The following is a 26,553-nucleotide window of genomic DNA, read 5'->3' as shown; positions in this document are numbered from 1 at the left end:
GCTGGTGCGGGAGCCGGGGGCGTGTGCACCTGCTTGTTACGCTGAGCGGGGTCGGAGGATCTCTCCGACCCCGCTCAGCTGTCTTCTCACCGCTCCGGGAGCTCGTGCATGTCCCTTCCGTCCCGTTCCTCCCAGCCCCGTCGGCTCGTCGCCCTGGCCTCTGCCGCCGTCCTCGCCGGCAGCCTGGCTGCCTGCTCGACCGGTCCCAGCGCACCGGAGACCAAGGGTGACGCGAGCGGCGGGGGGGCGCGCGGCGCCGGGGGGACGCAGGCCGCGTCCGACGCCGCCGCCCGCCCCACGGTGACCACGAACGTGGCCCGGGGCGCCCAGGGCGTCCCCGTGGACACGACGGTGCAGGTGAGCGCCGACGGCGGCGAGCTGAGCCGCGTCACGGTCTCCTCGCCCGCAGGTCGCCTGCCCGGGACGCTGAGCGACGACGGCGCCGCCTGGGCGGCTGCTGAGCGCCTCGAGCCGGGCACGACGTACGACATCAGCTCGGTCGTCACCGGGACCGACGGTCGCGACGTCACCGAGACGAGCTCGTTCACCACCGCGCCGCTCACGCTGGACGAGCAGACCTTCGCCTCCGTCGCCCCGCTGGACGGCGAGACCGTCGGCGTGGGCATGCCGGTCGTGGTCAGCTTCGACGTCCCGGTCACCGACCGCGCGGCCTTCGAGAAGCAGATGACCGTGACCTCAAGCCCCGCCCAGCCGGGCACCTGGCACTGGATGAGCGACAACGAGGCGCACTGGCGCCCCAAGACGTACTGGGAGCCGGGCACCACCGTCGACGTCGACGTCGACGTCAACGGGGTCGACGCCGGCAACGGGATCTACGGCCAGGAGGACCGGGAGGTCGGGTTCACCGTGGGCGACTCCCACGTCTACGAGGTGAACGCCCAGACCCACCAGATGCAGGTCTTCTCCAACGGCGACCTGCTGCGCACGATCCCGATCACCACCGGCAAGGAGGGGTTCACCACCCGCTCCGGCACGAAGGTGATCATGGAGAAGTTCGAGAGCCGTCGGATGAACTCCGAGACGGTCGGGATCGCAGCCGGCAGCTCCGAGGCCTACGACATCGCCGACGTGCAGTACGCGATGCGCCTGACGTACTCCGGGGAGTTCATCCACGCAGCACCCTGGTCGGTGTCCTCGCAGGGCTCGGCCAACGTCTCGCACGGCTGCACCGGCATGAGCACCGAGAACGCCGCCTGGCTCTTCGACATGACCCTGCGCGGGGACGTCGTCGAGTACGTCGGCACCGACCGGCCGATGACGCTGGACAACGGCTACGGCGACTGGAACGCCTCGTACGCCGACTACCGGCAGGCCTCCGCCCTCGGCTGACCCACCCCGCCGAGGTGACGCTTGCGGCGCCTCGAGGTGACGTTTGCGGCGCACCCTCCGGTCGATGCGTCTCGGCGGCACCGGTCGCTGGGTGTCCGTAGCCGTCATCTCGGTGCGCCGCAACGGTCATCTCGGCTGTCCGCGAGCGTCATCTCGGCGTGCAGAACGGCCCGCCGGATGAGCTGCGAGGGGCCGTCCTGGTCGTAGGGACGGCCCCTGGTCGGAGCCACTCGCCGAGGCGACGCTTGCGGCGCCTCGAGGTGACGTTTGCGGCGCGCGTCCGACTGCGCCGTCACGGCGGCAGCGGGCGCCGGGGTGTCCGCAATCGTCATCTCGGTGCGCCGCAACGGTCATCTCGGCTGTCCGCGAGCGTCATCTCGGCGTGCAGAACGGCCCGCCGCATGAGCTGCGACGGGCCGTCCTGGTCGTACGGGTGGTGCAGGCGCTGCGTCAGTCGTTGCGGAGGTGGTCACCCTCGACGGCGTGCTTGCCGTCGTACTGGTGGCCGTCGGCCGAGCGGCCGTCCAGCGCCCCCTGCAGCTCGTGCGCGTGCTCGGCGTGGTGGTGCGCCTCGTCGAGCTCCTCGCGGGTGGCCGGTGCCACGTCGTGGGCGAACCAGGCCTGCGACAGCTTGGCCCGCACCCGGTCGATGCGTCCATTCGGGGCGTCGACACCGTTGGCGTCGGTGGCCGGCAGCGCTGCGTACGCCTTGGTGTCCTCACGGGAGGTGAGGGTGTAGACGGACTCCTGGGGGAGCGGCGCGTGCCGCTCGGAGAAGCCGCCCTCGGGCGAGCGCATGATGATGCCGGTCTCGTAGCCGTGGAGCACGTCCTCACGGTCCTTGCGCTGCAGCGAGATGCACCAGCGCCGGGCGATGATGAAGGCGATCACCGGTCCGATGAACACCGCCGCCCGCATGAAGTACGTGATCTGGTTGATCGACAGGTCGAAGCGGATCGCGATGATGTCGTTGCCGCCCGCGGCCCACATCAGGCCGTAGAAGGTCATCAGCGCGACCATCAGGGCCGTCCGCGTCGGCGCGTCACGGGGACGCTCGAGCAGGTGGTGGTCCCGCTTGTCGCCGGTGATCCAGTTCTCGATGAACGGCAGCATCAGCAGGATCGTGAACATCAGCCCGGGCAGGATGATGATCGGGATCAGGACGTTCCACGACAGCGTGTAGCCGAAGAGCTCGGTCTCGATGCCCGGCATGATCCGCAGCGCACCGTCCGGCCAGCCCATGTACCAGTCCGGCTGGGAGCCGGCGGTCACCTTGGTCGGGTCGTACGGTCCGTACCGCCAGATCGGGTTGATCGTCAGCAGCCCACCCATGATCGCGGTGACACCGAAGACGACGAAGAAGAACCCGCCGGCCTTGGCGGCGTACACCGGGAGCATCGGGAACCCGACGACGTTCTCCTCGGTGCGGCCGGGGCCAGGCCACTGCGTGTGCTTGTGGTAGACGAGCAGCAGCATGTGGGCGGCGATCAGGCCGAGCAGGATGCCCGGGATCAGCAGCACGTGGATGATGTAGAGGCGCGGGATGATGCTGTCGCCGGGGAACTCGCCGCCGAAGAGGAAGAACGACACATAGGTGCCGACCACGGGGATCGACTTCACGAAGCCGTCCGCGGCGCGGATCCCGGTACCCGAGAGCAGGTCGTCGGGCAGGGAGTAGCCGGTGAAGCCCTCGAGTGTGCCGAGGAGCAGCAGCAGCGAGCCGATCACCCAGTTCAGCTCACGGGGCTTGCGGAACGCGCCGGTGAAGTACACGCGGAGCAGGTGCACCATCATCGCGGCGATGAAGAGCATCGCCGCCCAGTGGTGCATCTGGCGCATCAGCAGGCCGCCGCGCACGTCGAAGGAGATGTGCAGCGTGGACGCCATGCCCTGCGACATCTCGATGCCGCGCAGCGGGGCGTAGGAGCCGGTGTACTCGGTCTCCGCCATGCTCGGGTCGTACCAGAGCGTCAGGAAGACGCCGGTGAGCAGCAGGACCACGAAGCTCCACAGGGCGATCTCGCCCAGCATGAACGACCAGTGGTCCGGGAAGACCTTGCGCAGGTTCTTCTTCATGACCGTGCCGAGGCCGAGGCGTTCATCCGCCCAGTTGGCTACGGCTCCGGTACGGGTGGGCGCCGTGGCAGCGGTGCCTGTTGTCGTTGTCGCCACCTTGCTGGTGTCGATCGTCATCTTCAGCCACGCTCCCAAAAACTTGGTCCGACGGGCTCGTCGAAGTCGCTCTGTGCTACAAGATACCCCTCGTCATCAACCGCAAGGGCGAGCTGGGGCAGCGCCCGGGCGGCCGGTCCGAAGACCACGTTGGCGCCGTCCGCCAGGTCGAAGGTCGACTGGTGGCAGGGGCACAGCACGTGGTGGGTGGTGCGCTCGTACAGCGAAATCGGGCAGCCCACGTGGGTGCAGATCTTCGAGTAGGCGATGATCCCGTCGACGGTCCAGTTCTCCCGGCCGTCGACGTCCTCGATCTCGTCGGGCTCCATCCGGACCACGATGACCGGCGCCTTGGAGTTAGCGATCAGGCGCTCGGTCCCCTCGAGGACCAGCTCGCCCTCCTCGTTGGTCTCGTAGAGCGCGGCGGCGGTGGCGTTCACCAGGTCGCCGATCTCGAGGTCCGCGGCGCGGATCGGGGTCCCGATCACGTCGCGCACGACGCGCATGCCGTCGGCCCAGACCGTGTTGGCCAGGCCGGCGCCCTCGTACGGCTGCTCGGTGGCGACCTCGCCGGGGGTGGGGCCGAGGTCGCGGAGCAGCACCACGGCGGGGACGCCCAGGAGGCCGACCGAGCCGAGCAGGGTGTTGCGGATCAGCGGACGCCGGGCGATCCCGGACTCCTCGGTGCCGACGCGCAGCGCCTCGAGGGTGGCCGTCCGGTCCTCGTCCGAGGACCGGGCCGGGTGGCGCATCTCGGAGATCTCGTGGTCACCCATGAGCTTGCGGGCCCACTGGATGATCCCGACGCCGATGAGGAGCAGCGCGATGCCCAGGCACAGGCCCAGGGTCACCGTCGAGGCCCCGAGGCCGAGGATCGCGTCGCCGTCGCCACCGATGTCGAAGACGAAGTAGCTCACGACGAAGAGCACGACGAAGACCTGGGCGGCCACGAACATGCCGGCGACCTGGCGCTCGGCGCGCTTCTCGAGCTTCGGGTCGACGTCGGTGGGACGCCACTGGTGGGCGGGCAGGCCGGGGTCCGCGACCGGGGTGTCGGTGCGGACCGGCGTGAACTCGCCACGGCTGTCGGGCACGACGCCGCCCTGGGGCGAGGCGCCGGGGCTGGTGCCGGGGACGGTCTCGTGCTGACCGGCCGGGTCCTTCGGGTCGTCGGGAGTCACTCCGTGGTGCCCTTCTGCTTGAGCGAGCGTGTGCTGTGGGCCGCGATCCAGATCGCGAAGCCGACCAGGCCGCCGATGCCGACGACCCAGGCGAACAGGCCCTCCGCGACGGGGCCCATGCTGCCGAGACCGAAGCCGCCGTACGTCGGCTGCTCCTCGGACTCCTGCAGGTAGGCGATGACGTCGGCCTTGTCCTCGGGCGTCAGGTTGCCGTTGGAGAAGGTCGGCATCGACTGAGGGCCGGTGAGCAGCGCCTCGTAGATGTACTTGGGCTCGACGCCCTTCAGGCTGGGGGCGTACCCGCCGCGAGGCATGGCGCCGCCGGCGCCGTCGAAGTTGTGGCAGGCGGTGCAGTTGGTGCGGAAGATCTCGCCGCCGCGGACGACGGCCTCCTCCTGCTCCTCGGCCGAGAGTCCCTCGACGGAGTACTCGGACTCCTCGGGGACGGCCGGGCCGGGGCCCAGGGAGGCGACGAACGCGCCGAGCGCGTCGATCTCGTCCTGGGAGTAGATGACGGGCTTGCGGGGGGCCTGCTGGCCGGGCTGCACCAGCGGCATCCGGCCGGTGCCGACCTGGAAGTCGACCGCAGCGGCGCCGACGCCGGCGAGCGCCGGGCCGTACTGGGTGCCGCTCTCGGTCAGCACGCCCTCGCCGTTGGTGCCGTGGCAGAAGGCGCAGCCGATGAGGAAGAGCTCACGGCCCTCCTCGACCTGCGCGGCGTCGCTGGCGGTCGTCTCGGCCTGGGCCGGGGCGAAGGCGGCGTAGAAGGTGCCGGTGGCGAACAGGCCGAGCAGCAGCACCAGGAGCCCGGCGACGGGGCGCCGACGGTGCCGCGACAGGCGGCCGGCGGTTCTGTTGAGCAGACGCACGATGGGTCCTCGGGATCGGGGGCGGGGTTCGGCGGCAGAGGTTCTTGCGGCAGGACTGCGGTGGTGCGTGATCGGAGGGACCTACTGGATCAGGTAGATCGTCGCGAACAGACCGATCCACACGACGTCGACGAAGTGCCAGTAGTACGAGACCACGATCGCGCTGACCGCCTGCTCGTGGGTGAACTTGCGGGCCAGGTAGGTGCGCCCGAGGACGAGCAGGAAGGCCAGCAGCCCGCCTGCCACGTGGATGCCGTGGAACCCGGTCGAGAGGTAGAAGACCGAGCCGTAGGCCGACGCCGACATGGTGACGCCCTCGGCGACCAGCTCGACGTACTCGACGGCCTGACCGGCGACGAAGACCGCGCCCATCAGGTAGGTGAGGATGAACCACTCGCGCAGGCCCCACTTGCGGAACTGCAGGAGCTTGCCGCTGCGCCCGACCTGGCCGCGCTCGGCGGCGAAGACGCCGAGCTGGCAGGTCAGGGAGGAGAGCACCAGGATCGTGGTGTTCGCCAGCGCGAACGGCACGTTGAGCATCTCGGTGTTCTGCGACCAGAGGTCGGGGCTCACGGAGCGGATCGTGAAGTACGCCGCGAACAGCGCCGCGAAGAACATCAGCTCGCTCGAGAGCCAGATGATGGTGCCGACGGCGACCATGCTGGGTCGGTCGTGGTGCCCGTGGAGGCGGGAGGCCGGGATCGTCGCTGTGGTCGCCACGCGTTCATTATGCCCCGGCCACCAGGCCCAGCCACCCCCACCCCGCAGCGCGTCGCCGCACCCGCCCGGGGGCTAGGTTCGAAGAGTGCTCACGTCCCTTCTGACGGCGCTCCCGGCGACGCTCCCGGCGGTGCTCGGCACGGCCGCGCCCGAGGACGCCCCGGTGCTCCCTCCGTTCGGCCTGGACACGGTCCTCTCGCAGTGGGGACTGGCCCCGATCCCGCTGGTGGTGACCGTCTGGGGGATCGGCCTCTACCTGCTGGGGGTCTCCACCCTGCGCCGGCGCGGGGACGCCTGGCCGTGGGCACGGACGTTCTCGTTCGTGGTCGTCGGGATGGGCGCCTTCTACCTCGCCACGTCGTCAGGCTTCGCGGCCTACGACAGCACCCTGCTCAGCGTGCACATGGTCCAGCACATGGTGCTCTCGATGGTGGTCCCGCTGGCCCTGGCGCTGGGGGCGCCGGTGACCCTCGCGCTGCGGACGCTGCCCGGCGCGCCACGGCGGCTGCTGCTGGCGCTGCTGCACTCGCGGGTGGCGCGGGTGCTGTCGTTCCCGCCGCTGACCTTCGCGCTCTACGTGCTCTCGCCGTGGGCGCTCTACTTCTCGCCCTGGTACGACGCCTCGCTCACCTCGGCCTTCGTGCACGAGATGATGCACCTGCACCTGGTGACCGTCGGCGCGCTGTTCTTCTGGCCGCTGATGGGCATCGACCCCGTGCCGGGCCGCGTCGGCTACCCGTTCCGGGTGGCGATGGTGGTGCTGACGCTGCCCTTCCACGCCTTCCTCGGCGTGACGATCATGGGTCAGTCGACCCTGATCGGGGGGGACTGGTACCCACGGCTGGCCGAGGGGCCGATGGGCTCCTGGCTGCCCGACGCCGCGGCCGACCAGGAGCTGGCCGGCGGCATCCTGTGGGGCTCCGGTGACCTCGTGGGGATCGGGTTCTTCATCGTGCTCTTCGTGCAGTGGGTGCGGTCCTCGCGCCAGGAGGCGCGCCGCGAGGACCGGCGCCTGGACCTGCTGGAGGCCCGGGAGGCCCGGGAGTCGCGGGCGGCGGCCGAGCAGACCGGGCGGTAGTGTCCGCCGTGTGAGCGACGCGACCTCCCCGGCCCCCTTGAAGGTGCTCGTCTACAGCGACGACGTCAACACGCGGCAGCAGGTGATCCTGGCCCTGGGGCGCCGCCCGCACCCCGACCTGCCCGAGGTCGAGTACGTCGAGGTGGCCACCGAGCCGGTGGCGATCAAGGTCATGGACGCCGGCGGTGTCGCGCTGGCCATCCTCGACGGCGAGGCCGCGCCCGCGGGCGGGATGGGCATCGCCAAGCAGCTCAAGGACGAGATCTACCGCTGCCCGCCGGTCCTCGTGCTCACCGGCCGTCCCCAGGACGCCTGGCTGGCGACCTGGTCGCGTGCCGACGGCGCGGTCGCGCACCCGCTCGACCCGATCGAGCTGGCGCAGACCGTGGTCACGCTGCTGCGCTCGCGCGTCCCGGCCTGAGCCGGCCGTGAGCGCCACGACCTGGCCCGACGTCCTCGGCGCGCTCGTCGCCGGGCAGGACCTCGAGGCCGACCAGACGACGTGGGCGATGGGCGAGATCCTCGCCGGGGCGGCCACCCCGGCCCAGGTCGCGGGCTTCGCGGTCGCGCTGCGCGCCAAGGGCGAGACGATCGAGGAGGTCGGCGGCCTCGTCGATGCCATGTGGGAGGCCCGGACGCCCCTGGAGGTGCCGGGCCGGCTGCTCGACGTCGTGGGCACCGGGGGAGACCGGTCGATGTCGGTCAACATCTCCACGATGTCGGCCATCGTCGCCGCGGGCGCCGGGGCGCGGGTGGTCAAGCACGGCGGCCGGTCCGCGTCGTCGCAGAGCGGGTCGGCCGACGTGCTCGAGGCGCTCGGCATCCGCCTGGACCTGCCGGCGTCGCGGGTGGCCGAGGTCGCCGTCGAGGCCGGCATCACGTTCTGCTTCGCCGCCGCCTTCAACCCCGCGATGCGACACGCCGCCGGGCCCCGGCGCGAGCTCGGCATCGGCACCACCTTCAACATGCTCGGCCCGCTGGCCAACCCCGTGCGTCCCCAGGCGATGGCCGTGGGCTGCGCCGACCTCCGGGCCGCCCCGGTGATGGCCGGCGTGCTGGCCCGCCGCGGCGCCGACGCCTGGGTCTTCCGCGGTGACGACGGTCTCGACGAGCTCACCACCAGCACCACGTCGACGGTCTGGGTGGTCCACGACGGCGAGGTCGCCCGGACGTCGGTCGACCCGGCCGCCCTCGGGCTGCCGCCGGCCACGCCCGAGGACCTGCGCGGGCACGACGCGGCCTACAACGCCGGGGTCGCCCGCCGGCTGCTGGACGGGGAGACCGGTCCGGTCCGCGACGCGGTCGTGCTGAACGCCGGCGCGGCGCTGGCGGTCTACGACGACCCGGCGGCCGACCTCACCGACGCGCTCGCCGCCGGGGTGGAGAAGGCCGCGCAGGCCATCGACTCCGGCGCCGCCGCGCGCACCCTGGCGGCCTGGGTGGCGGCCGCCGGCGCCTGAGGGCAGACGCCCGGACCGGATTCCTCAGTCGAGGCCGAGGGAGAAGGTGGCCTCGAGGTCGTGGCGGGAGTAGGCCCGGAACGCGATGTGGGTCTCGGTCTCGGTCACCCCGGGCACCTTGTTGAGCCGGTCGGCGACGACGTGGGCCACGTCGTCGTGGTGGCGCACCCGGACCAGGGCGATCAGGTCGATGGTGCCGGTGACGGAGTAGACCTCCGAGACGCCGTCGATCTCGGCGATGGACTCCGCGACCTCGGGGATCCGGGCGACGTCGGCCTTGACGAACACGATGGCGGTGATCATCCCCGCAGCCTAGGAGACTGCGACCGGGGACGGCAGGCCCACGGTGGCCGGGTCGCGCGGGCCGGGGGCGAGGCGGGTGAGGTGCGGCGTCGCGCCGCGGACCGGGCAGGTCCACTCGCCCTCGACCTCCACCAGGCGTACGCCGGGCTGCTCCAGCCAGCGCAGCACCCGCTCGGACTCCGCCGCGGTCGCCGCGGGCACGGGACCGGGCCGGGCGGCCACGGTCTCGGCGACGGTCTCGGCGCCGGCCCGCAGGGTGTCGACCCAGGCGTGCGCGTCGGCGCCGGCCGGGATGACGCCCGCGGCGGAGAGCCGGCCGTGGCGCACGACGTGGACCGCCCAGCGCCCGTCGTCCTCGCGCCGGGCGGCGACCACCTCGGGGCAGGCGGCCAGGGAGCCGAGCCGCTGGGTGCGGGAGGCGGCGCGGACGAAGGAGGCCAGCCGGTCCCGGTGGGCGCCGGCCTCCTCGAAGCGCTCGTCGGCGGCCAGCACCGCCATCTTGTGGTTGATCGTCTCGACCACGTCGTCGGGCCGGTGCAGCAGCGTGTCACGCAGGCGGCGGACGACCGCGCCGTAGGTGAGCTGGTCGACGGAGCCGTCGCAGGGCGACAGGCAGCGGCCGAGCTCGGCCAGCGCGCACGGGGTACGGGTCGGCAGCGCCGGCATCCGGCCGCTGCACTGACGGACCGGGAAGGTCTGGTGCAGCGCGTCGAGGCACTGCTCGGCGGCGCGCCGCGAGGCGAACGGCCCGAGGTAGTCGGCGTCGTCGTCGAGGACCGCCTTGACCAGGGACAGCCGGGGCCACGGCTCCCGGGTGAGCTTGACGAAGGTGGTCTTCTCGGGGAACTTCGAGCGCCGGTTGTAACCGGGCTTGTGGTGGGCGATCAGGCGGAGCTCGCGGACCTCGGCCTCGAGGGGCGTGGCGCACTCGATGCCGCGCACCCGGGCGGCGAGGGCGACCATCTCGCCCATCCGGCTGCGTTTCTCCGAGGCGGTGAAGTAGGTCCGTACGCGGGTGCGCAGGTCCCGGGAGGTGCCGACGTAGAGGACGCGGCCGCCCTCGTCCTCGAACAGGTAGACCCCGGGCGCGTGGGGGAGACCGTCGGCGAGGTGCCGCTTGCGGCGGGTCGCGGCGCTGACCCGCGAGGTGTAGGTCTGCAGCTCCTCAAGGGTGTGCACGCCGACGCCGCCGAGGCGCTCCATCAGCGCGTGGAGGACGTGGACGGTGGCGCGGGCGTCGGAGAGCGCGCGGTGGTCGGGCGTGGTGGGGGAGCCGAACGCGCGGGCCAGGGAGGACAGCTTGCAGTTCGGGGCGTCGTCGCGGGTGATCACGCGCCGGGCCAGCCGTGCGGTGTCGACGACCTCGAAGTCCGGCCAGGCGCGGCCCTGGGCGGTGGCGAAATGGCGCAGGAAGCCGACGTCGAACGGCGCGTTGTGGGCGACCAGGACGCAGCCGGCGGCGAACTCCAGGAACGCCGGCAGCGCCGCCTCGATGCGCGGCGCGCCGACGACCATCCCGTTGGTGATCCCGGTCAACACCGAGATGAACGCCGGGATCGAGCCCTCCGGGTCGACCAGGGTCTGGAACTCCCCGACCACCTCGCCGCCGCGGACCTTGACCGCGCCGATCTCGGTGATCGCGCACCCGTCGCGGACCGAGGCGCCGGTGGTCTCGAGGTCGACCACGCAGAAGGTCACGTCGCGCAGGGGCGTCCCGAGCTCGTCGAGGCTGCGCTGGACCTCCCAGCGCGGGGACGGGGTCGGGGGAGCGGTGGTCACGGTCGAGACGCTAGGACGGGGCGCCGACAGGGGTGCGGAGGACGCGCGGTGGGCGGTCGGCGCGCGGGGTCGATGCGGGGTCGATGCGGCGTCGGTGCGCGAGGGCTGTCGGCGGCGGGTGCGACGTTCGACGCATGACGACGAGAATCGACTGCGACTCCTGCGTGGTCCGCGGACTGGCCTGCCACGACTGCGTGGTGACGGTGCTCCTCGGGCCGCCGCCCGAGCTGACCTTCGACGACGAGGAGCGGCGCGCCCTCGACCTGCTGGCCGCCGGCGGGCTGGTGCCGCCGCTGCGGCTCGTGCAGCCCGTCGACGGTCCCGAGGTCGAGTCGGCCTGACTCCGCAGGACCAACGTCCCGCCGGTGGACACGCGTTTGGTGGGTCGCGGGCCCGAGGTTAGGGTGGCCGCTCAGGTGCCCGAGGACGTCGACCACCAGGGTCTGCGGCGGGCGCCGCGTCGAGTCGCGAACCGATCCGTCGGGGAGCGAGCCGGGGAACCAAGCACCTGGGGTGAATCCCCCTCGTGGCCGCGTGCGGCCGGGCGGGGGTAGGGCCAAGTCGTGCCCGAATCCGTCAGCTCACCTGGTAGACGTCACGACTCCCAAGGGAGACCGCCCGCTCGTGCAGCACGGTCGCAAACGTTTCGCCAGTGTCCTCACCGGACTCACCCTCGTCACCGGCGTCAGCCTGGTGTCCTCCTCGCCAGCCGCGGCGGAGCCGACGCTCGAGGAGGTGAAGTCCCGCGTCGACACCCTCTACCACGAGGCCGAGATCGCCTCCGAGCGCTACAACGACGCCCGTCTGGAGCTCGACGAGCTCACCGACGACCTCGACTCCCTCGAGTCCGACCAGCAGCGCCAGGACCGTCGTCTGGAGGCCGTGCGCGAGCAGGTCCGCGACACCGTCCTGCAGCAGATGCAGGGCGACAACCTCTCGGCCATGGGCCAGGTCGTCGTCAGCGACGACCCGCAGGCGTTCGTCTCGCAGATGAGCACCATGTCGGCGTTCAACCAGCTCCAGCAAGGCATGTTCTCCGACTACGCCACCGAGCTGAAGGCCCTCGACCTGCGCGCCGGCGCCACCGAGACCCGCGCCACCGAGGTCGAGGCCGTCGAGCAGCGGCTGAAGGCCGAGAAGGACACCATCGACGGCAAGGTCGAGCAGGCCGAGGCGCTGCTGGCCGACCTCGAGGCCGAGGAGCGCGAGCGGCTCGCCGCCGAGCAGGCCGCCGAGGCCGCCCGCGCGCAGGCCACCGTCTCGCGTTCCATCACCCCGGAGCCCGAGGTGGAGGAGGAGGCGGCGCCCACCGCGAGCGTGCCCGCCTCCGGCGGTGCCGCCGCCGCGGTCAGCTACGCCATGTCGCAGGTCGGTGACGCCTACGTCTACGGCGCTGCTGGCCCCGACGCCTTCGACTGCTCGGGCCTGACGATGATGGCGTGGGGCGCCGCGGGCGTCGGCCTGCCGCACTCCTCCAGCGCCCAGATGAGCTCCGGCCCGTCGGTGTCGTCGTCCGCCCTGCAGCCCGGTGACCTGGTGTTCTACTACAGCCCGGTCAGCCACGTCGGCATGTACATCGGCAACGGCCAGATCGTGCACGCGGCCAACCCGGGCACCGGCGTCGCCGTCGCCCCGGTCTTCTCGATGCCGTTCTCCGGTGCGGTCCGCCCCGGCTGAGCCAGCCACGCCTCGGCGCGAGGCCGGTCGTCCACGATGGTGGAGGGCCGGCCTTGTGCTGTGCCTAGTGCTGGTCGTCGGGGGCGTGGCGTGGGCCGCACTGGTCCCCGACCGGTACGTCGCCGGCTCCTCCGTCCCTCCTGGGGCTGAGCGCGGGGCGCCGGTCGTGGCCGACGGCGCTGCCGCGGCCCGGGCGGTCGAGCAGGTCGAGCGCGCGGTCCAGCGCCGGGACACCGGGCCCGTGGCCGGGCTCGGCGCCGACCCGGCCGCCCAGGAGCGGCTGGACGCCGTCGTCGCCAACGCCCGTGCGCTCGACGTCGCCGACGTCGACCTGCGCTACGTCGAGGAGACGTCGCCGGTCGACGCCGACGGCCGCTGGCGCGCGGGGGTGGAGGTGACCTGGCGCTTCGCCGGGTACGACCGCGACGTCGCCTCCACCGAGACATCGGTCGACCTGGTCACCGACGAGGACGGCACCCGGGTGGTCGCGCTCGCCCCGGTGGACGGCTCCGGCCCCGGGGCCGGGCGCAGCCCGGTGTGGCTCACCGGACCCGTCGAGGTCGCCTCGTCACCGACCACGCTGGTGGTCCAGGCCGCCGACACGTCCGACGGGCCCGACGCGGAGGCGTACGACGCCCGGGCGGCGCGCGCGGTCGCGGTGGTCGAGCGGGTGCTGGCCGGCTGGGACGGCCGGCTCGTGATCGAGGTGCCGGCCGGGGAGACCGGTCTGGACGCCGCCCTGGGTGTCGAGCCCGGGACGTACGGCGCGATCGCGGCCGTCACCGCCGCCGTCGACGGCGCACCAGCCGGCTCACCGGTGCACGTGTTCCTCAACCCCGACGTCTACGGGCAGCTGCAGGCGCAGGGCGCCCAGGTCGTGATGAGCCACGAGGCCGTGCACGTCGCCACCCGCGCGCCCAGCAGCGGGGCGCTGCCGCTATGGCTGCTGGAGGGGTTCGCCGACTACGTCGCCCTGCGCGACGTCGACCTCCCGCTGTCGACGACCGCGGCCCAGGTCGTCGAGCAGGTCCGCGAGGACGGACTGCCGAGGGCGCTGCCCGGCCAGGCGGAGTTCGCGACCGGGGCGACGCACCTGGGGGCGACCTACGAGGCGGCCTGGGTGGCCTGCCTGGTGCTGGCCGAACGCGGCGGCGAGGAGGCCCTGGTGGACCTGTACGACGCCGTCGACCGCGGTGAGTCGGTGACGAAGGCGCTGCGGGCGGACTTCGGGTGGGACGAGGCCGACCTCACCGATGCGTGGCGCGACCGGTTGGACTCGCTGGCGGGCTGAGAGACCCGGGTACGCCGACGGCCCCCGCTCCGTGGGAGCGGGGGCCGTCGAGTCCAGAAGAAATCAGCAGGTTGCCGCGATCGTGCCGGAACCCTCGATCTCGTCGCAGGTGTCGGTGAAGGCCTCGTTGATGAGGGGGCCGAGAGCGAACACGGCGACCACCACGAGGGCGGCGATGCCGGCCACGAGCAGGCCGTACTCCACGGCGGAGGCGCCGCGCTCACCGGACGTGCGGCGGGTGTGGGCGAGGAGGGCGATCAGCTTGTCGATCATGGTCGTTCCTTCGGGTGAGGGGAGGTCGGATGCGGGGCGGGTGACCTCGCAGAAGAGGTCTCGGCCCGGTTCGATGCCGGCTTGAGCGTCGATCGGACACGCCGAGCTAGTCCTTTCTGACTAGATCGTCGTGGTCGGGACGAAGGGCGGACGATGGCACATCCGCCAGGGGGCTCGCGCTAACGGGCCTGGTGCCTTGCCGCCGACCTATGAACATGTGCGAATGGGCTCCAGGCCGCAACCCCCAGTCGTTCCAAGCGTTCACCCGTGGCGTCTAGGGCGATGCCGGCGCATGAGGTCTGGTTCTGGGCGAAGAAGTCGAGTAGTCGCAGGCGACGCTGGCCGGTGGCTTGGTGTTGTGGATGCGCGCCTCTCGTCGCGCCCGCCGGCAGTGGCGCAGTTCGAAATTGGTGAGCCGCCCGTGAACGGTGGTGCTGACGCACGTACTGACGCCTAGCCCGTCGATGTCGGCAATGTCGCAGGGCTGGGGAGTTCGCGAGCATCGGAGACCGTTCCTGGAAAGTGCCCGGCGTGCAGTTGACGGCAGTGCAGTCAGCGTTCTCCCGCTAGGATTGTCCGCCGCAATGCTCCTCTTGGTCTAGACCGAGAACTGACTGAGCCGGTTTGCGAGTCGCGGCACGCCTACGTGTTTGAGTGTGGTCACGCGTCAGTGCATCGGAAATGATCGTTCTTCGGTGAGCGCCTCGAGTCCGCCATACCCTCCGTTCCGTGGCACGTCGCCACCGACCGAAGGCGGGCTAGTGAGCTGCACAACAAGGACATCCCTGCGACGCGGCGTCATGGTGTGTCTGACGATGGTGCTGGGTTTGTTGCTGCTCGGCGGACCTCCGGCGGTTGCGGCGCCTGCAGTACCGAGTGGACTCAGCCCAAACGGCGGCACTGTCTCGGACAGTCCGGTTTTCCGCTGGACGCCTGTCGCTGGTGCGACCAGCTACGACATCGAGATCTCGGTGTCGGAGACTTTCGACACCACCGTCTACAAGGCCACCACGACCAACTTCCAGGCCACGCCGACTGTCGCGCTCAAGACCGGGGAGGCGTGGTGGCGGGTGCGGAGCAGCGACTCAACGGGGGTCAGTGACTGGTCGGTGGCATCCTTCACCAACTCCTCCAAGGCCGGTCCGGCCCCAGTCACTCCCCTCCCGGGCACAATTCTCAGCCAGCCCGCCGACCCGCCCCTGCTCACGTGGCAGCCGCTCCCCCAAGCAACCGGATATCAAGTCGAGATCGACGGGGGCGAGAACGACTGGATCGGCACGACCACCTACGACACGCAGACGACGTCCTTGGTGGTCCCTGATCCCCAGGAGAACGGGAACTACTGGTGGCGGGTGCGTGCCGTCCTGGGCCCCGGGGTGAACACACTGTGGTCGGAGGAGCGGGACTACAAGATCGGGCCACTGCCCGTCGTCAGGGACACGTCCGTATCCCCCGTCAACGATCCCGACACCACGGTCGACGACGTGGTGTTCGACTGGGCCCCGGTCGCCGGGGCGATCAGCTACGACCTTCAGGTAGACGACGACGATTCCTTCAGCGCACCGATCGACACAGTCGTGGTCAAAGGCACCAGCTACTCCAACCCGGTCACCTACGACAACGACCAGTACTGGTGGAGAGTGCGTGCTCGCAACATCTTCGGCAAGGCCGAGGAGTGGGTACTCGGCGGGCAGCCTGCCGGACAGGACGGCGTACAGGTGCGTCAGTTCCGCCGCGCCTGGCCGGATGCCCCCACTCAGGTGTACCCGGAGGACTCGGCGGTGGTCGGTGATGACTTCTACTACCAGTGGTCGCCCGTGCCTCACGCCTCGAGGTATCGGCTTGAGGTGGGACGAGACCCGAATTTCTCGCCTACTACCTACGAGTCCTGCTTCACCACGGAGACCACATACAACGCCGGCTTCTATGGCGACGACTGCATGGTGGTACCGGGTCGCACGTATTTTTGGAGAGTGCAGGCGCTTGACGGGCCGCGGAGGCCGGAGGTCAACGGGATCTATTCCAGCATCCACCAGTTCCGTTACGACCCCGGAACGGTGACCCAGACGTCTCCGGTCGATGGTGAGACCGTTGACATTCCTACCCTTCGGTGGAGCCCCGCTCGGGACGCGATCGAGTACGACGTGAAGCTGACCTGGTCTGGCGGTTCGAGGTCAATCACCACGGCTTCTACTTCCTGGACGTTCTCCGGGCGCAACCCACTGGATCCGGCCAAGGGTCCGTTCGAGTGGACCGTTGCCGCCGTCGACCGCAACGGCGTCGCCTCGCAGGTGCCGATCGTGGGTGAGAAGTTCTTCCTTAGTGGCGAGGTCACGACGACGGAGGCCGTGCCGCTCACCCCGCTGTCGCCGGGGATCGATGACTCCTCGAGCACTCGCTTCCCCACCCTCTCCTGGGAGCCTCTCCCCACAGCGGCCTACTACCAGGTTCATGTGGGAACCGCCGGCAGCGGCTCCTTCACGCAGCTCCCAGACAGCTTTGCCTACCCCGCCGCTAGCGACACCGCCAAGACCTATCTCAATGCGGGCGTCTACGACTGGTTCGTGGTGGCGCTCGACAGCAGGGGCGCGGTCCTCGGACGCGGAAGTATCTCGGCCTTCACCGTGGGAGCGCTCGACGCGGTCTCAGGTCAGAGGATCGCCCTGGACGGATCCGGACTGGACGGTCAAGGATCCCCTTGCAAGGTCGCGTTCTCCGGTCCCTCGGACACCACGTCGAGGTGCGAGGGCATGCGGGGAACGCCGGTGCTGGACTGGGAACCGGTACCGGACGCCGGCTACTACATGATCTACGTCTCTCGAGACCGTGAGTTCACGAACATGGTTTACGGGTCCAAGGGCACGCCGTCCCAGATCCCCACTACCCAGAACACCCGATGGAACCCCCTGGCCGCCTTGCCGGACAGCCAAGCCGGCCAGGCCTACTTCTGGTTCATTCGGCCATGCAAGGCGTTAGGAGTCTGCGCTGCCGACCCCACGTTGGCCACGCACGGCTTCGACAAGCAGTCCAATAAGGTGGAGCAGCTGCTCCCCGCCGACAACTCGACCCAGGCGAACGACATCACCTTCACCTGGAGGGACTACTTACTGACTAACCAGGATCCTGCTTTCCAGGACGGCACGACCACAGAACAATCCAGTCAGGCCGCCCGGGGTTACCGCCTGCAAGTAGGCACCAGCCCCGCCTTCACCACTGTCATCGACGACGTCACGGTGGATCAGCGGACGTACACCGCGTTCAATAAGACCTATCCCGAGGGGGATCTCTACTGGCGGATTCAGCCCGTGGACGGAGCGGGAAACTCGCTCACCTGGAGCGACGCCCGGAAGTTCACCAAGAAGTCGCCCGCTGTGAGCCTGGACGGTCCGGCGGACGGTTCTGCTGCCGCCTCCACCCAGCCGTTCAGCTGGAAGCCCCTCGAGTTCGCGGCCAGCTACGACCTCGAGGTCTACAGCAATGCGGACGTCACCGGGTCTTCCCTTAACAGGGTGTTTTCCGTCAACAGCAAGCAGGTGGCGTACACCTCACCCAAGGCCCTCCCGGTCTCGAGTCAGCCGTACGCCTGGCATGTCCGCCGGGTCGATGTCGACGGAAGAAAGGGTGCTTGGTCGGAGTGGCGTTACTTCACCGTCACCGGTGGCCTGCCGCAGCTCCTCAGCCCGGGTCCGGGAGCCAGCGTGAATGGCCGCGAGGGGATGTTCACCTGGACCGCCGTCAACGGTGCCACGTCCTACAAGTTCGAACGTCGTGCCGTGGGAGCCTCCAGCGTGACTGAAACCTTGCCGCTGACCAGCAACTTGATGTGGGCGCCGCTTAAGACGATCACTGACGGCTCCTGGGAGTGGCGGGTCACCGCCCTGGACGTGAACCGACAGACGATGGGGTCGACCGAGTGGCGCACCTTCACGACCACGACGGTGCAACCAGACACGATCAGGCCGACAGTCATAGACAAGACACCAGTGAGGTCTGCGGCGAGGGCGGCCAACTTCGTCGCGACTTTCAGTGAGCCGGTCGCAGGTGTGCGAACGGCGACCATGCAGCTCTACCGCAAGGGCACGAGCACCCCGGTCGCGGGGAAGGTGACGTTGTCGACCTCGAAGTGGGTAGCTTCGTTGAACCCGAAGCGCAACCTGCGGGTGGGACAGGTCTATGTGCTGAAGCTGCGGTCGGGCATCACGGATCTGGCGGGCAATGAACTGGCCGCAACTTCCTGGAAGGCCACCGCGAGGTGACGTAAGCAGCCGGCGTGGAGCACCGGGTTGGTCAGGGTGATCCTCCTGGACGGACGTTGCTGGCGGGGCTGATCCCGGGGACGGCGGTACTCGAACAGCAGGATCGAGACAACGTCTTACGTCGGTGGAGCCCGAGCTGTTACCCGTGTAGCGGGTCAACTGCCAAGGTGGTCGTCACCGCGATCAGGAGGCGACGGTGACGCCCCAGGACGGGCTTGGGCCCGACGTCATCGGGACGTCGGGTTCACCGAGGACAACAGGCCCGAGCGCATCGCAGTGACCAAGGCCTGGGCCCGGTTGGCGGCGCCGAGTTTGTGGTAGATCCGTGCGATGTCGGACTTGGCCGTCGACTCGGCAAGGAACAACCGGTCACCGATCCCTGCCGAACCGAGCCCCTCCGCGAGGAGTAGCAGCACGGAGTGCTCCCGCTCGGTGAGTGCACGCGCGCGGGAGTCCCGCTGACGCACGACCGCCTGCACCAGGCCGGCACACACGAAAGCCCCGGGCGCGGCCGCGGAGCGGCGGGCCGCCGCGACCACCTCGGAGGAGGGGGCGTCCTTGCCTACAAAGCCTGATGCGCCGGCCTGCATCGCCGCGAGGATCTGCTCGTCCCCGGCGTGCATCGTCACGACGACAAGCCCGATCTCGGGTCGGCGGGCGCGAAGAGTGCGGACGATGTCCAGGCCGGTGCCGTCGGGCAGCTGCAGGTCGGTGACCACGACGTCCGGGGAGTACTGGTCGTGGGCGGTCCGGGCCTCGGCCACCGTGGCGGCGGTGCCCACGACCGACAGGTCGGGCTGCAGGTCCAGCACGGTTGAGAGGCCTTCGCGGACCAGGGCGTGGTCGTCGACGACCAGCACGGTCGTCGGGGCGTTCACGCGTCCACCGCGACTGAGTGGCGGCCGGCGCGGGGGGAGGGCCAGGCATCGGCCGGGCGGCCGACACCGACGGCGACCCGGACCCCGCCGTCCTCGCCCTCCTCGATCGCGAGCTCGGCGCCGACCAGGGCGGCGCGCTCCCGCATGATGGCCAGGCCGTGGGAGTCCGGCCGCGGCTGCTGCATTCCGACGCCGTCGTCGGTGACGACGATCCGTGCGTCGGGGGCATGGACCTGGCAGAGCACCTCGACGCTGCGGGCGTGGGCGTGCCTAACCGCGTTGTTCATCGCCTCCTGGCCGATCCGGAAGAGCTCGGCCTCGACCTCGGGCTGCAACCGGGTCGGGTGCTCGTCGGCGGTGACCTGGATCGCCACGCCGGACGCCTCGGAGAGGTGGCGGGCAACGGTGGCCAGGGCGGCGCCGAGGCTGGGCGAGCGGCCGACGCTGCTGCGCAGGGTCAGGACCGCCTGACGGACCTCGGCCACGACCGCGGTGACCCGCTCCCGCAGGACGCGCAGCTGCTCGGCCTGGTCGCTCGACGTCTGGCCAGCAGCCAGCGCGTCGATCAGGTAGCCAAGGGAGGCGATGTCCTGGGCGACGCCGTCGTGCATCTCGCGAGCGAGGCGTTGCCGCTCGTCCGCGGTGGCGCTGTCGCGGAAGGCCGCGAACAGCAGGGCGGTGTCGAGGTGCACCGCGGCCGGGCGGAGCTCCCGCTCGAGCCGCGCCACGGACCGCTCGACGCCGATGGCGTCGACGTCGGCGCCCGGGGGCAGCAGCCCGGCGACCACGGCGGACTTGCCCAGCGGCCAGGCGAACATCCGGTCCTCCACGACCATGTCGCCGCGGGACCACGCGGTCCGGGCCGCGGCGTCGCAGGCAGGGAGGTCGGCGTCACGGTCGGTGGCCTCGGCCATCAGCGGGCTCAGCTCGTCACCGCGGGGCGCGTAGAGCGCCACGGCTGCCGTCGGCACCCTGTCCTGCACCGCAGCCAGGATGGAGCCGCCGAGCGCGTTGACGTCGAGGCCCGAGCGCAGGCCCCCCGAGAGGTCGATCAGCTCGCGCAGCAGCTCTTGGGCGTAGAGGTAGGGCGCCAGCTCGGTGGGGATCTGCAGCACGGCGGAGCGGACGAAGGTGGCGATGAAGCCGAGCCCGAGCCCGCCGAGCAGCCAGACCGCGACGAAGACCAGCTCCTCCGACGTGGGCAGCGCGAAGAGGGCCAGGGTGATGACGGAGAGGGCGGCGAACTCGGAGAGCAGGGCGACCCCCACGCCCACGACACCGCGGTAGAGGCCGCCGACGAACGGCGCGACGAGCAGTGCCCCGAGCACGGCCGGCTCGGTCTGGAGGCCGACGGCCGCGACGATGCCGGTAGCCACGGCCTCGCCGGCCACGGCGGGCAGCGCGGCCACGGTCGGTCGACCCGTACCGACCTGCGCCACGGCCCAGACCGCGGCCAGCGCGGCCACGGCGACGACCGCGTCGCTGTCCCGACGCCACAGGACGGGTGCGAGGACGCCGATCAGCACCACCACCCGAGTGGCGGCCGTGACCCAGAACAGCTGACGCGAGCGCACGAGGGACCCCCTGTCCTCAGAGATTGTCCATCATGCTGAGGGCGGCCGGACCCATTACTGCCACGAACAGGGTGGGCAGCACGAAGAAGATCAGGGGCACGGTGATCTTGACCGGTACCTGCTGGGCCTTCTCCTCGGCACGCTGGCGACGCTTGACCCGCATCTCGGTGGACTGCACCTCCAGCACCTGGGCGACCGGGATGCCGAAGGAGTCGGCCTGGACCATGGCGGAGACGAAACCCTTGATGTCCTCGACGTCGGTCCGCTCCCCGAGGCCCCGCAGCGCCGCGGCCCGGCCCTGGCCCAGCTGCATCTCCTTCAGCACCCGGGCGAACTCCTCGGACAACGGCCCCTCGAGGTTGCGCGCCACCTGCTGGACGGCGGCGTCGAAGCCGAGGCCGGACTCGACGCTGATCCGGAGCAGGTCGATGGCGTCGGGCAGCTCGCGCTGCATCCGATCGGCCCGGTCGTAGGCACGCTGGTAGAGGAAGAGCTCGGGCAGGAAGAACCCGGCGATCGTGCCGCCGGCGACGACGAGCAGGGTGACCGGCCAGGACGTGCCGACGACCAGGGCGACGGCGAGGGCGACAACGGACAGCACGATGGCCCCCATCACCTTCCCCGAGACGACCGCGTCGACCGACCACTCGCGCGGGTTGCCGGCCAGGTCGAGCTTGCGGCGGATCCGGGTGGCGGAGTCGGCGCCGGACAGCCGTCGGCCGAGCGCGAGGGCACGGCCGCGCATCGGCGTGAGGACCCGCTCGGCGAACGGCGGATCGGCGTCCCCGCGGATCTCCTCAGGCGCGGCGTTCAGCGCCTCGAGGTAGGCCACGGACCGGTCGACCCCGACCAGGGGACGGGGACCGCCGACGGCCGCAGCGACCAGGACGAGGGCGCCGACGACGAGCAGGCAGCCCAGCAGCAGGAGCAGCACCTCAGACCTCCACCTTCACGAGCTTGCTCATCCAGAAGATCCCGAGCGAGAGCCACACTGCGGCGCCGATCAAGATCACCAGCCCCCGCGGGTCGGTGAAGAGCACCATCACGTACTCCCGGTTGGCCACCAGCAGGTAGAGCATGAAGCCCGGGGGCAGCACCGCCAGGACGACCGCCGACAGCTTGCCCTCGGCCGCGAGTGCCGAGACCTGCCTGCGGATGTACTCCCGCTCCCGCATCGTCGCGGCGACGGTGTCGAGCAGCTCGGCCAGGTTGCCGCCGACCTGCCGCTGGATCCGGATGGCCATGACGACCCAGGCGAAGTCCTTGGACTCGTACCGCTTGGCGACGCCGTCGAGCGCGTCCTCCAGCGGCACGCCGAGCCGGGTCTCGACCAGCACCCGCTTGAACTCGGTGGCGATCACCTCGACACCGTCACGGACCACGGTGTCGATCGACTGCGCGAGGGACAGCCCGGCGGAGAGCGAGCCGGAGATGAGCTGGAGCGTCTCGGGCAGGGCCCGGTCGAACGCCTTGCGACGACGGCCGGCCTTGAACCCGAGGAAGACCCACGGCAGCAGCACCCCGAGCAGGAGCCCGACCAGGAGGAGCAACGGGCCACCGAGCACGACCCCGACGACCGCGGACACCAGCGCGATGCCGGCGTGCACGACCAGCCACTCCTGGGCCTTCAGCCCGCTGCCGGCGCGCTCGAGCTTGTGGGCGATCCGGCCCTCCAGCGACCCGGTGCTGCTCAACAGCTTCGCGGCCGCGGCCCCGGCCTGCTGGCGCATCGGCTCCCGGGCGGGCTTCTCCTCGACGGCCGGCCCACCACCGCGACGCGTGGTCACGACCCAGCGGTCGAGGCGGTCGCCGGCGCTGGGGGCGCCGGCCGCGGCCGGGACGAGCGCGAAGGCCACGCCGAGCAGACCCAGGCCCAGGAGGACGACCGCCGGCAGCAGCACGCCGGCCGGCACCTGCGGCAGCAGCGAGCTCTCGACGACGGGCTCGGCCACCGTCACGGCGGGTGCCGTCACGGCGCCGCGCACCGGCACGAAGGAGGAGGTGACGACGTCGCCCGTGGGGGAGGGGAAGGACACCGCGAGGGTGGCCCGCTCGGCGGTCACCTCCGCCGGCACGACGACCTCGACCAGCACCTGGCGCTCGAGGACCGCGGCCTGCTCGTCGAAGGTCGCGGCCAGGGCCTCGCTGGTGGCCTCGACCACCGAGCCGCGCCCGGCCGTCGCGACCTCCTGGAGCGCCTCGGCGCCGGCGTCGTCGCGCTCCAGCGAGACCACGTCGACGTGCACCCCGGAGTCCTCGACCGCGGCGACGACGTCCTCCAGCGGCGTACCGCTGGTGTCCGCGCCGTCGGAGAGCACGATCGACGAGCGCTGGCCCTCGGCCCCGGCCAGCTCGACGGCGGTGCGCACGCCCTCGTTCAGCAGGGTGCCGCGCGAGAGGGTCAGCGCGTCCACGACGTCGCGGGCGGCGTCCCGGTCGGTGGTCGGGTCCAGCGCGACGTCGACCGCGCCGGCGAAGGTGACGACCCCGACCTCGACGTCGACCGGGACGCTGTCGAGGTAGGTCCTGGCCGCGTCCTGGGCCGCGGCGAACCGGTCCCCGGACATCGAGTCGCTCACGTCGATCGCGAGCACGCTGGTGCGGCGTACGCCCTCGTCGCCGCCGGCCTCGTCGGCGGGGGAGGCCTCCGCCTCCGCGGCGACACCGTCGACGGTGGCCTCCGCCCCGGCCAGGTCGACGTCGGCCCCGGCCGGCAGCGACACCAGCACCGACAGCGCGTCGGCGCCGGGCTCGACGTAGCTGATCGCGCCCTGGACGGGCGCACCCAGGTCGGTGGCCGTCGCGGGCGTTGCCACGAGCGCGACCACGGCCCCGAGAAGCACGGTCGGCAGGAGACGGGAGGGCGTACGCACGTCAGATCCGGTCGCTGTGGAAGAGCATCGGGTCGACCGTCACGTTGGCGTGGGACATCTTCTCCAGGAAGGACGGCCGCAGCCCGGTCGCCCGGAGCGTGCCGAGCGTGCGCCCGCCCATGTCGAAGCCCGCGGAGGTGTCGAAGAGGAAGATGTCCTGGAGCGTGATGACGTCACCCTCCATCCGCTCGACCTCGGTCAGGTGGGTGATCCGGCGGGTGCCGTCCTTGAACCGCGTCTGGTGCACCACCAGGTCGACCGCGGAGGCGACCTGCTCGCGGATGGCGCGGATCGGCAGGTCCATCCCGGCCATCAGCACCATCGTCTCCATCCGGGAGAGGGTGTCGCGCGGGCCGTTGGAGTGCAGGCTGCAGATGGAGCCGTCGTGGCCGGTGTTCATCGCCTGGAGCATGTCGAGGGCGGAGGAGTCGCGGACCTCGCCGACGATGATCCGGTCGGGTCGCATCCGCAGGCTGTTGCGGACCAGGTCGCGGATGGTCACCGCGCCCTTGCCCTCGATGTTGGAGGGCCGGGACTCCAGGCGTACGACGTGGTCCTGCTTGAGCTGCAGCTCGGCCGCGTCCTCGATCGTCACGATCCGCTCGTCGTGCGGGATGAAGGTCGACAGCACGTTGAGCGTGGTGGTCTTCCCGGCGCCGGTGCTGCCGGAGACGATGATGTTGAGCCGGCCGCGCACGCAGGCGTCCAGGAAGTCCGCGGTCTGCGGGGTCAGCGAGCCGAAGCGGATCAGGTCCTCGACCGTGAGCGGGTCGGCGGCGAACTTGCGGATCGTCAGCGCCGAGCCGTCGATCGACAGCGGGGGGACCACCGCGTTGACGCGGCTGCCGTCGGGCAGGCGCGCGTCGACCATCGGGCTGGACTCGTCGACGCGTCGCCCGATCCGGGAGACGATCTTGTCGATCGTGCGCCGCAGGTGGTCTTCGTCGTCGAAGACGGCGTCGGCGGCGACAAGCCGTCCGGACTTCTCCAGCCAGATCGAGTCCGGTCCGTTGACCATCACCTCGGAGACGTCGGGGTCGCGCAGGTACGGCTCGATCGGGCCGTAGCCGAGGATGTCGTCGGTGATGTCCTGGGTGACCCGCTGGCGGTCCGAGGCGCTGATCGGCCGGTCCTGGGTCGAGAGCAGGTCCGACAGCACGCTGCGCACCCGACGCGCGAGCTCGGACTCCTCGAGGTCGGCGTCGTAGAGGTGCGGCCCCAGCTGCTGGAGCAGCTCGGCGTGGACCCGCGACTTCAGCTCCTCGACCGGGTCGCTCTGGCCGGCCTGGGCGCGGCGCTGCTGCAGCCCGCCCCCGGCGGTCGCGGCGGTGGCGGCGGCTGTGGTGGAGCTCGCGTGGGCGGCCGGGGCGGCGGGCAGCGGCTCGGCGACGGAGCGCAGGACAGCCTCGGCGGTCCCGTCGGCGGGCCGGTCGGCGGGCGCGGGCGTACGACCGGGGTCGGTCTCGGTGGCCTGGCGCGCGGCGGCGAGGCGGTCGGCGAGGGTGCTCACTGGCTCACTTCCGTCGCCGGAACCGGCGCTGGCCGGCGTGGCCGGGATGGTCGGGGCCCGCGTCCCCGGCGGGGACCCCGGCGCCCTCGGAGGAGCCCGGGACCGGGGCCTCCCCACCGAGCAGGGTGCGGGCGAGGTCGCGGACGGCCTGGCTGGTCGGGTGGTCGGGCCTGGCGGCGACGATCGGGATCCCGGTGTTGGTGCTCGCTGCGACGTCGACCGAGGTCGCGATCCGGGCCTCGACAGGCATGCCCAGGATCGCCTCCACCTTCTCGACGTCGATGCCGACGGCGTCGTCGGCCCGGTTCAGCAGCAGGTGGCGGTGGCCGGGGGCGACGTCGAGCAGGTCGATGGTCTCGAGCGCGACCTTGACGTTCTTCAGCGTCGGCACGTCGAGGGTGGTCACCAGGACGCACTCGTCGGTCTCGTCGAGCGCGGTCAGGGTGGCGTCGTCGAAGGCCGGGGCGGTGTCGACGACGACGTGGTCGAAGCTCTCGCGCAGCGTGCGCAGGATCCTCGAGACCAGGGCCGGGGTGATCCGCTCCTTCACGTCGGGGTGGGCCGGCGCGGCGAGCACCATCAGGGAGTCGGCGTGCCGGGTGAGCAGCCCGTCGAGCTGGGCGGCGTCGAGGACGGACTCCGCGCCGATGGCCTGCTCGATGGTGTGGGTCGGGAAGAGCTGCATGGTGATCGCGACGTCGCCGAAGCCGAGGTCGAGGTCGACCAGGCAGACGCGGCGGGCGCCCCGGTCGGCCAGCGCGAGGGCCAGGTTGACCGCCAGGGTGGTCTTGCCGACCCCGCCCTTGGGGGAGAAGACCGTCGTGACCGTGCCGGTCCGGGTGGCCCCGCCCGGGCCGCGCAGGGCGGTGTGCAGCTGGTGGGCGCGGCGAACGGCCTCGCCCACGGCCTGGTCGTCGTGGGTCTCGACGACGTCGCGGACACCGGCCCGCATGGCCTGGCTGAGCAGCGGCGCGTCGATGACCTCGCGCACCAGCACGACGCTGACGGTCGGGCGGTCCACCCGCAGCCGCTCGCAGAGGTCCGTGACCAGGGCCAGGGGCACGCCGGGGCCGAGGAGCGCGACGTACTCGTCGGGGTGGCGCACGAGCCAGGCGTGCATCCGCTCGACGTCCTCGACGGCCTGCGTGCCCGCGGGCAGCAGCTTGAGCAGCTCGGCGACGCGGGTGGCGTCGGGTTCGACCAGCACGGGCATCAGGTCACGGTCCTGGGGGGAGTGGTGGGGAAGAGTGGTTGACGGTGGGGCAAAGTGGAGTACTGTGGAGCGAAGTGGAGGAAGAGGCCACGTTCG

Annotated in this window: 21 protein-coding genes and 1 riboswitch; of the genes, 8 read left to right on the top strand and 13 right to left on the bottom strand. The window is 71.3% G+C overall.

The window, feature by feature from the left end:
- Positions 1-108 precede the first annotated feature (108 nt).
- On the top strand, positions 109-1,350 hold the full coding sequence (locus GV155_RS11860; protein WP_160008173.1) for a L,D-transpeptidase: 1,242 nt from the start codon (positions 109-111) through the stop codon (positions 1,348-1,350).
- 450 nt (positions 1,351-1,800) lie between these two features.
- Here the strand turns inward: GV155_RS11860 and qcrB are convergent, their stop codons facing one another.
- The 4 genes from qcrB to ctaE form a co-directional block, all read right to left on the bottom strand.
- Positions 1,801-3,543, bottom strand: coding sequence for a cytochrome bc1 complex cytochrome b subunit (gene qcrB, locus GV155_RS11855; RefSeq protein WP_160008171.1), 1,743 nt, complete (start codon positions 3,541-3,543; stop codon positions 1,801-1,803).
- Between the two features lie 2 nt (positions 3,544-3,545).
- A complete protein-coding gene (gene qcrA, locus GV155_RS11850; RefSeq protein WP_160011253.1) occupies positions 3,546-4,616 on the bottom strand; it encodes a cytochrome bc1 complex Rieske iron-sulfur subunit in 1,071 nt (356 codons plus the stop codon).
- A gap of 83 nt (positions 4,617-4,699) precedes the next feature.
- Positions 4,700-5,572, bottom strand: coding sequence for a cytochrome bc1 complex diheme cytochrome c subunit (gene qcrC / locus GV155_RS11845; RefSeq protein WP_160008169.1), 873 nt, complete (start codon positions 5,570-5,572; stop codon positions 4,700-4,702).
- An 81-nt stretch (positions 5,573-5,653) separates the two neighbouring features.
- Positions 5,654-6,292, bottom strand: coding sequence for an aa3-type cytochrome oxidase subunit III (gene ctaE, locus GV155_RS11840; RefSeq protein ID WP_160008167.1), 639 nt, complete (start codon positions 6,290-6,292; stop codon positions 5,654-5,656).
- An 85-nt stretch (positions 6,293-6,377) separates the two neighbouring features.
- Between ctaE and GV155_RS11835 the strand changes: the two genes are divergently transcribed.
- From GV155_RS11835 to trpD, 3 genes are read left to right on the top strand one after another with little or no spacing between them, the layout of a single operon-like run.
- Entirely contained in the window at positions 6,378-7,370 is a 993-nt protein-coding gene (locus GV155_RS11835; RefSeq protein WP_236554282.1) for a cytochrome c oxidase assembly protein, read from the top strand.
- A 10-nt stretch (positions 7,371-7,380) separates the two neighbouring features.
- Entirely contained in the window at positions 7,381-7,791 is a 411-nt protein-coding gene (locus tag GV155_RS11830; protein ID WP_160008165.1) for an Rv3143 family two-component system response regulator, read from the top strand.
- Positions 7,792-7,798: 7 nt separating this feature from the next.
- Positions 7,799-8,830, top strand: a complete 1,032-nt coding sequence (trpD, locus tag GV155_RS11825; protein ID WP_160008163.1) for an anthranilate phosphoribosyltransferase — start codon at positions 7,799-7,801, stop codon at positions 8,828-8,830.
- A 24-nt stretch (positions 8,831-8,854) separates the two neighbouring features.
- Here trpD and GV155_RS11820 read toward each other — a convergent pair whose 3' ends face one another.
- Together GV155_RS11820 and GV155_RS11815 are read right to left on the bottom strand one after the other, a co-directional pair.
- The gene (locus tag GV155_RS11820) at positions 8,855-9,133 is read right to left on the bottom strand and encodes an Lrp/AsnC family transcriptional regulator (protein WP_160008161.1); all 279 of its coding nucleotides are present in this window, start codon (positions 9,131-9,133) and stop codon (positions 8,855-8,857) included.
- 9 nt (positions 9,134-9,142) lie between these two features.
- Positions 9,143-10,912, bottom strand: a complete 1,770-nt coding sequence (locus GV155_RS11815; protein WP_160008159.1) for a DEDD exonuclease domain-containing protein — start codon at positions 10,910-10,912, stop codon at positions 9,143-9,145.
- Positions 10,913-11,046: 134 nt separating this feature from the next.
- On the opposite strand from GV155_RS11815, the gene GV155_RS11810 reads away from it, so the two are divergent.
- From GV155_RS11810 to GV155_RS11800, 3 genes are all read left to right on the top strand, one after another.
- Positions 11,047-11,253: a hypothetical protein gene (locus GV155_RS11810; protein WP_160008157.1), complete on the top strand. Its 207-nt coding sequence runs from the start codon at positions 11,047-11,049 to the stop codon at positions 11,251-11,253.
- A gap of 117 nt (positions 11,254-11,370) precedes the next feature.
- Positions 11,371-11,508, top strand: a riboswitch (cyclic di-AMP (ydaO/yuaA leader).
- A gap of 97 nt (positions 11,509-11,605) precedes the next feature.
- Positions 11,606-12,589 (top strand): C40 family peptidase, encoded by a 984-nt coding sequence (locus tag GV155_RS11805; protein WP_236554281.1) that lies wholly within the window; start codon positions 11,606-11,608, stop codon positions 12,587-12,589.
- A 67-nt stretch (positions 12,590-12,656) separates the two neighbouring features.
- On the top strand, positions 12,657-13,880 hold the full coding sequence (locus tag GV155_RS11800; RefSeq protein WP_160008153.1) for a hypothetical protein: 1,224 nt from the start codon (positions 12,657-12,659) through the stop codon (positions 13,878-13,880).
- Between the two features lie 63 nt (positions 13,881-13,943).
- Here GV155_RS11800 and GV155_RS11795 read toward each other — a convergent pair whose 3' ends face one another.
- On the bottom strand, positions 13,944-14,153 hold the full coding sequence (locus GV155_RS11795) for a Flp family type IVb pilin (RefSeq protein WP_160008151.1): 210 nt from the start codon (positions 14,151-14,153) through the stop codon (positions 13,944-13,946).
- Positions 14,154-14,953: 800 nt separating this feature from the next.
- On the opposite strand from GV155_RS11795, the gene GV155_RS11790 reads away from it, so the two are divergent.
- Positions 14,954-18,409 (top strand): Ig-like domain-containing protein, encoded by a 3,456-nt coding sequence (locus GV155_RS11790; RefSeq protein ID WP_160008149.1) that lies wholly within the window; start codon positions 14,954-14,956, stop codon positions 18,407-18,409.
- A gap of 227 nt (positions 18,410-18,636) precedes the next feature.
- Here the strand turns inward: GV155_RS11790 and GV155_RS11785 are convergent, their stop codons facing one another.
- The 6 genes from GV155_RS11785 to GV155_RS11760 are packed head-to-tail and all read right to left on the bottom strand — an operon-like array spanning position 18,637 to position 26,457.
- The gene (locus GV155_RS11785; RefSeq protein ID WP_160008147.1) at positions 18,637-19,287 is read right to left on the bottom strand and encodes a response regulator transcription factor; all 651 of its coding nucleotides are present in this window, start codon (positions 19,285-19,287) and stop codon (positions 18,637-18,639) included.
- Complete coding sequence (locus tag GV155_RS11780) at positions 19,284-20,861, bottom strand: sensor histidine kinase (protein ID WP_160008145.1); 1,578 nt, start codon at positions 20,859-20,861, stop codon at positions 19,284-19,286. Before GV155_RS11780 ends, GV155_RS11785 begins: the two co-directional genes overlap by 4 nt.
- 16 nt (positions 20,862-20,877) lie before the next feature.
- Positions 20,878-21,795: a type II secretion system F family protein gene (locus GV155_RS11775; protein ID WP_160008143.1), complete on the bottom strand. Its 918-nt coding sequence runs from the start codon at positions 21,793-21,795 to the stop codon at positions 20,878-20,880.
- A gap of 1 nt (position 21,796) precedes the next feature.
- Entirely contained in the window at positions 21,797-23,734 is a 1,938-nt protein-coding gene (locus GV155_RS11770; RefSeq protein ID WP_160008141.1) for a type II secretion system F family protein, read from the bottom strand.
- A gap of 1 nt (position 23,735) precedes the next feature.
- Entirely contained in the window at positions 23,736-25,244 is a 1,509-nt protein-coding gene (locus tag GV155_RS11765) for a CpaF family protein (RefSeq protein ID WP_236554280.1), read from the bottom strand.
- A 4-nt stretch (positions 25,245-25,248) separates the two neighbouring features.
- Positions 25,249-26,457, bottom strand: a complete 1,209-nt coding sequence (locus GV155_RS11760; protein ID WP_160008139.1) for an AAA family ATPase — start codon at positions 26,455-26,457, stop codon at positions 25,249-25,251.
- Positions 26,458-26,553 lie beyond the last annotated feature (96 nt).

Origin of the sequence: Nocardioides sp. AX2bis, assembly GCF_902506435.1 — a bacterium.
GTDB lineage: Bacteria > Actinomycetota > Actinomycetes > Propionibacteriales > Nocardioidaceae > Nocardioides.
The sequence above is the reverse complement of the archived record's forward strand: the minus strand, read 5'-3'. Positions and strand labels throughout refer to the sequence as shown.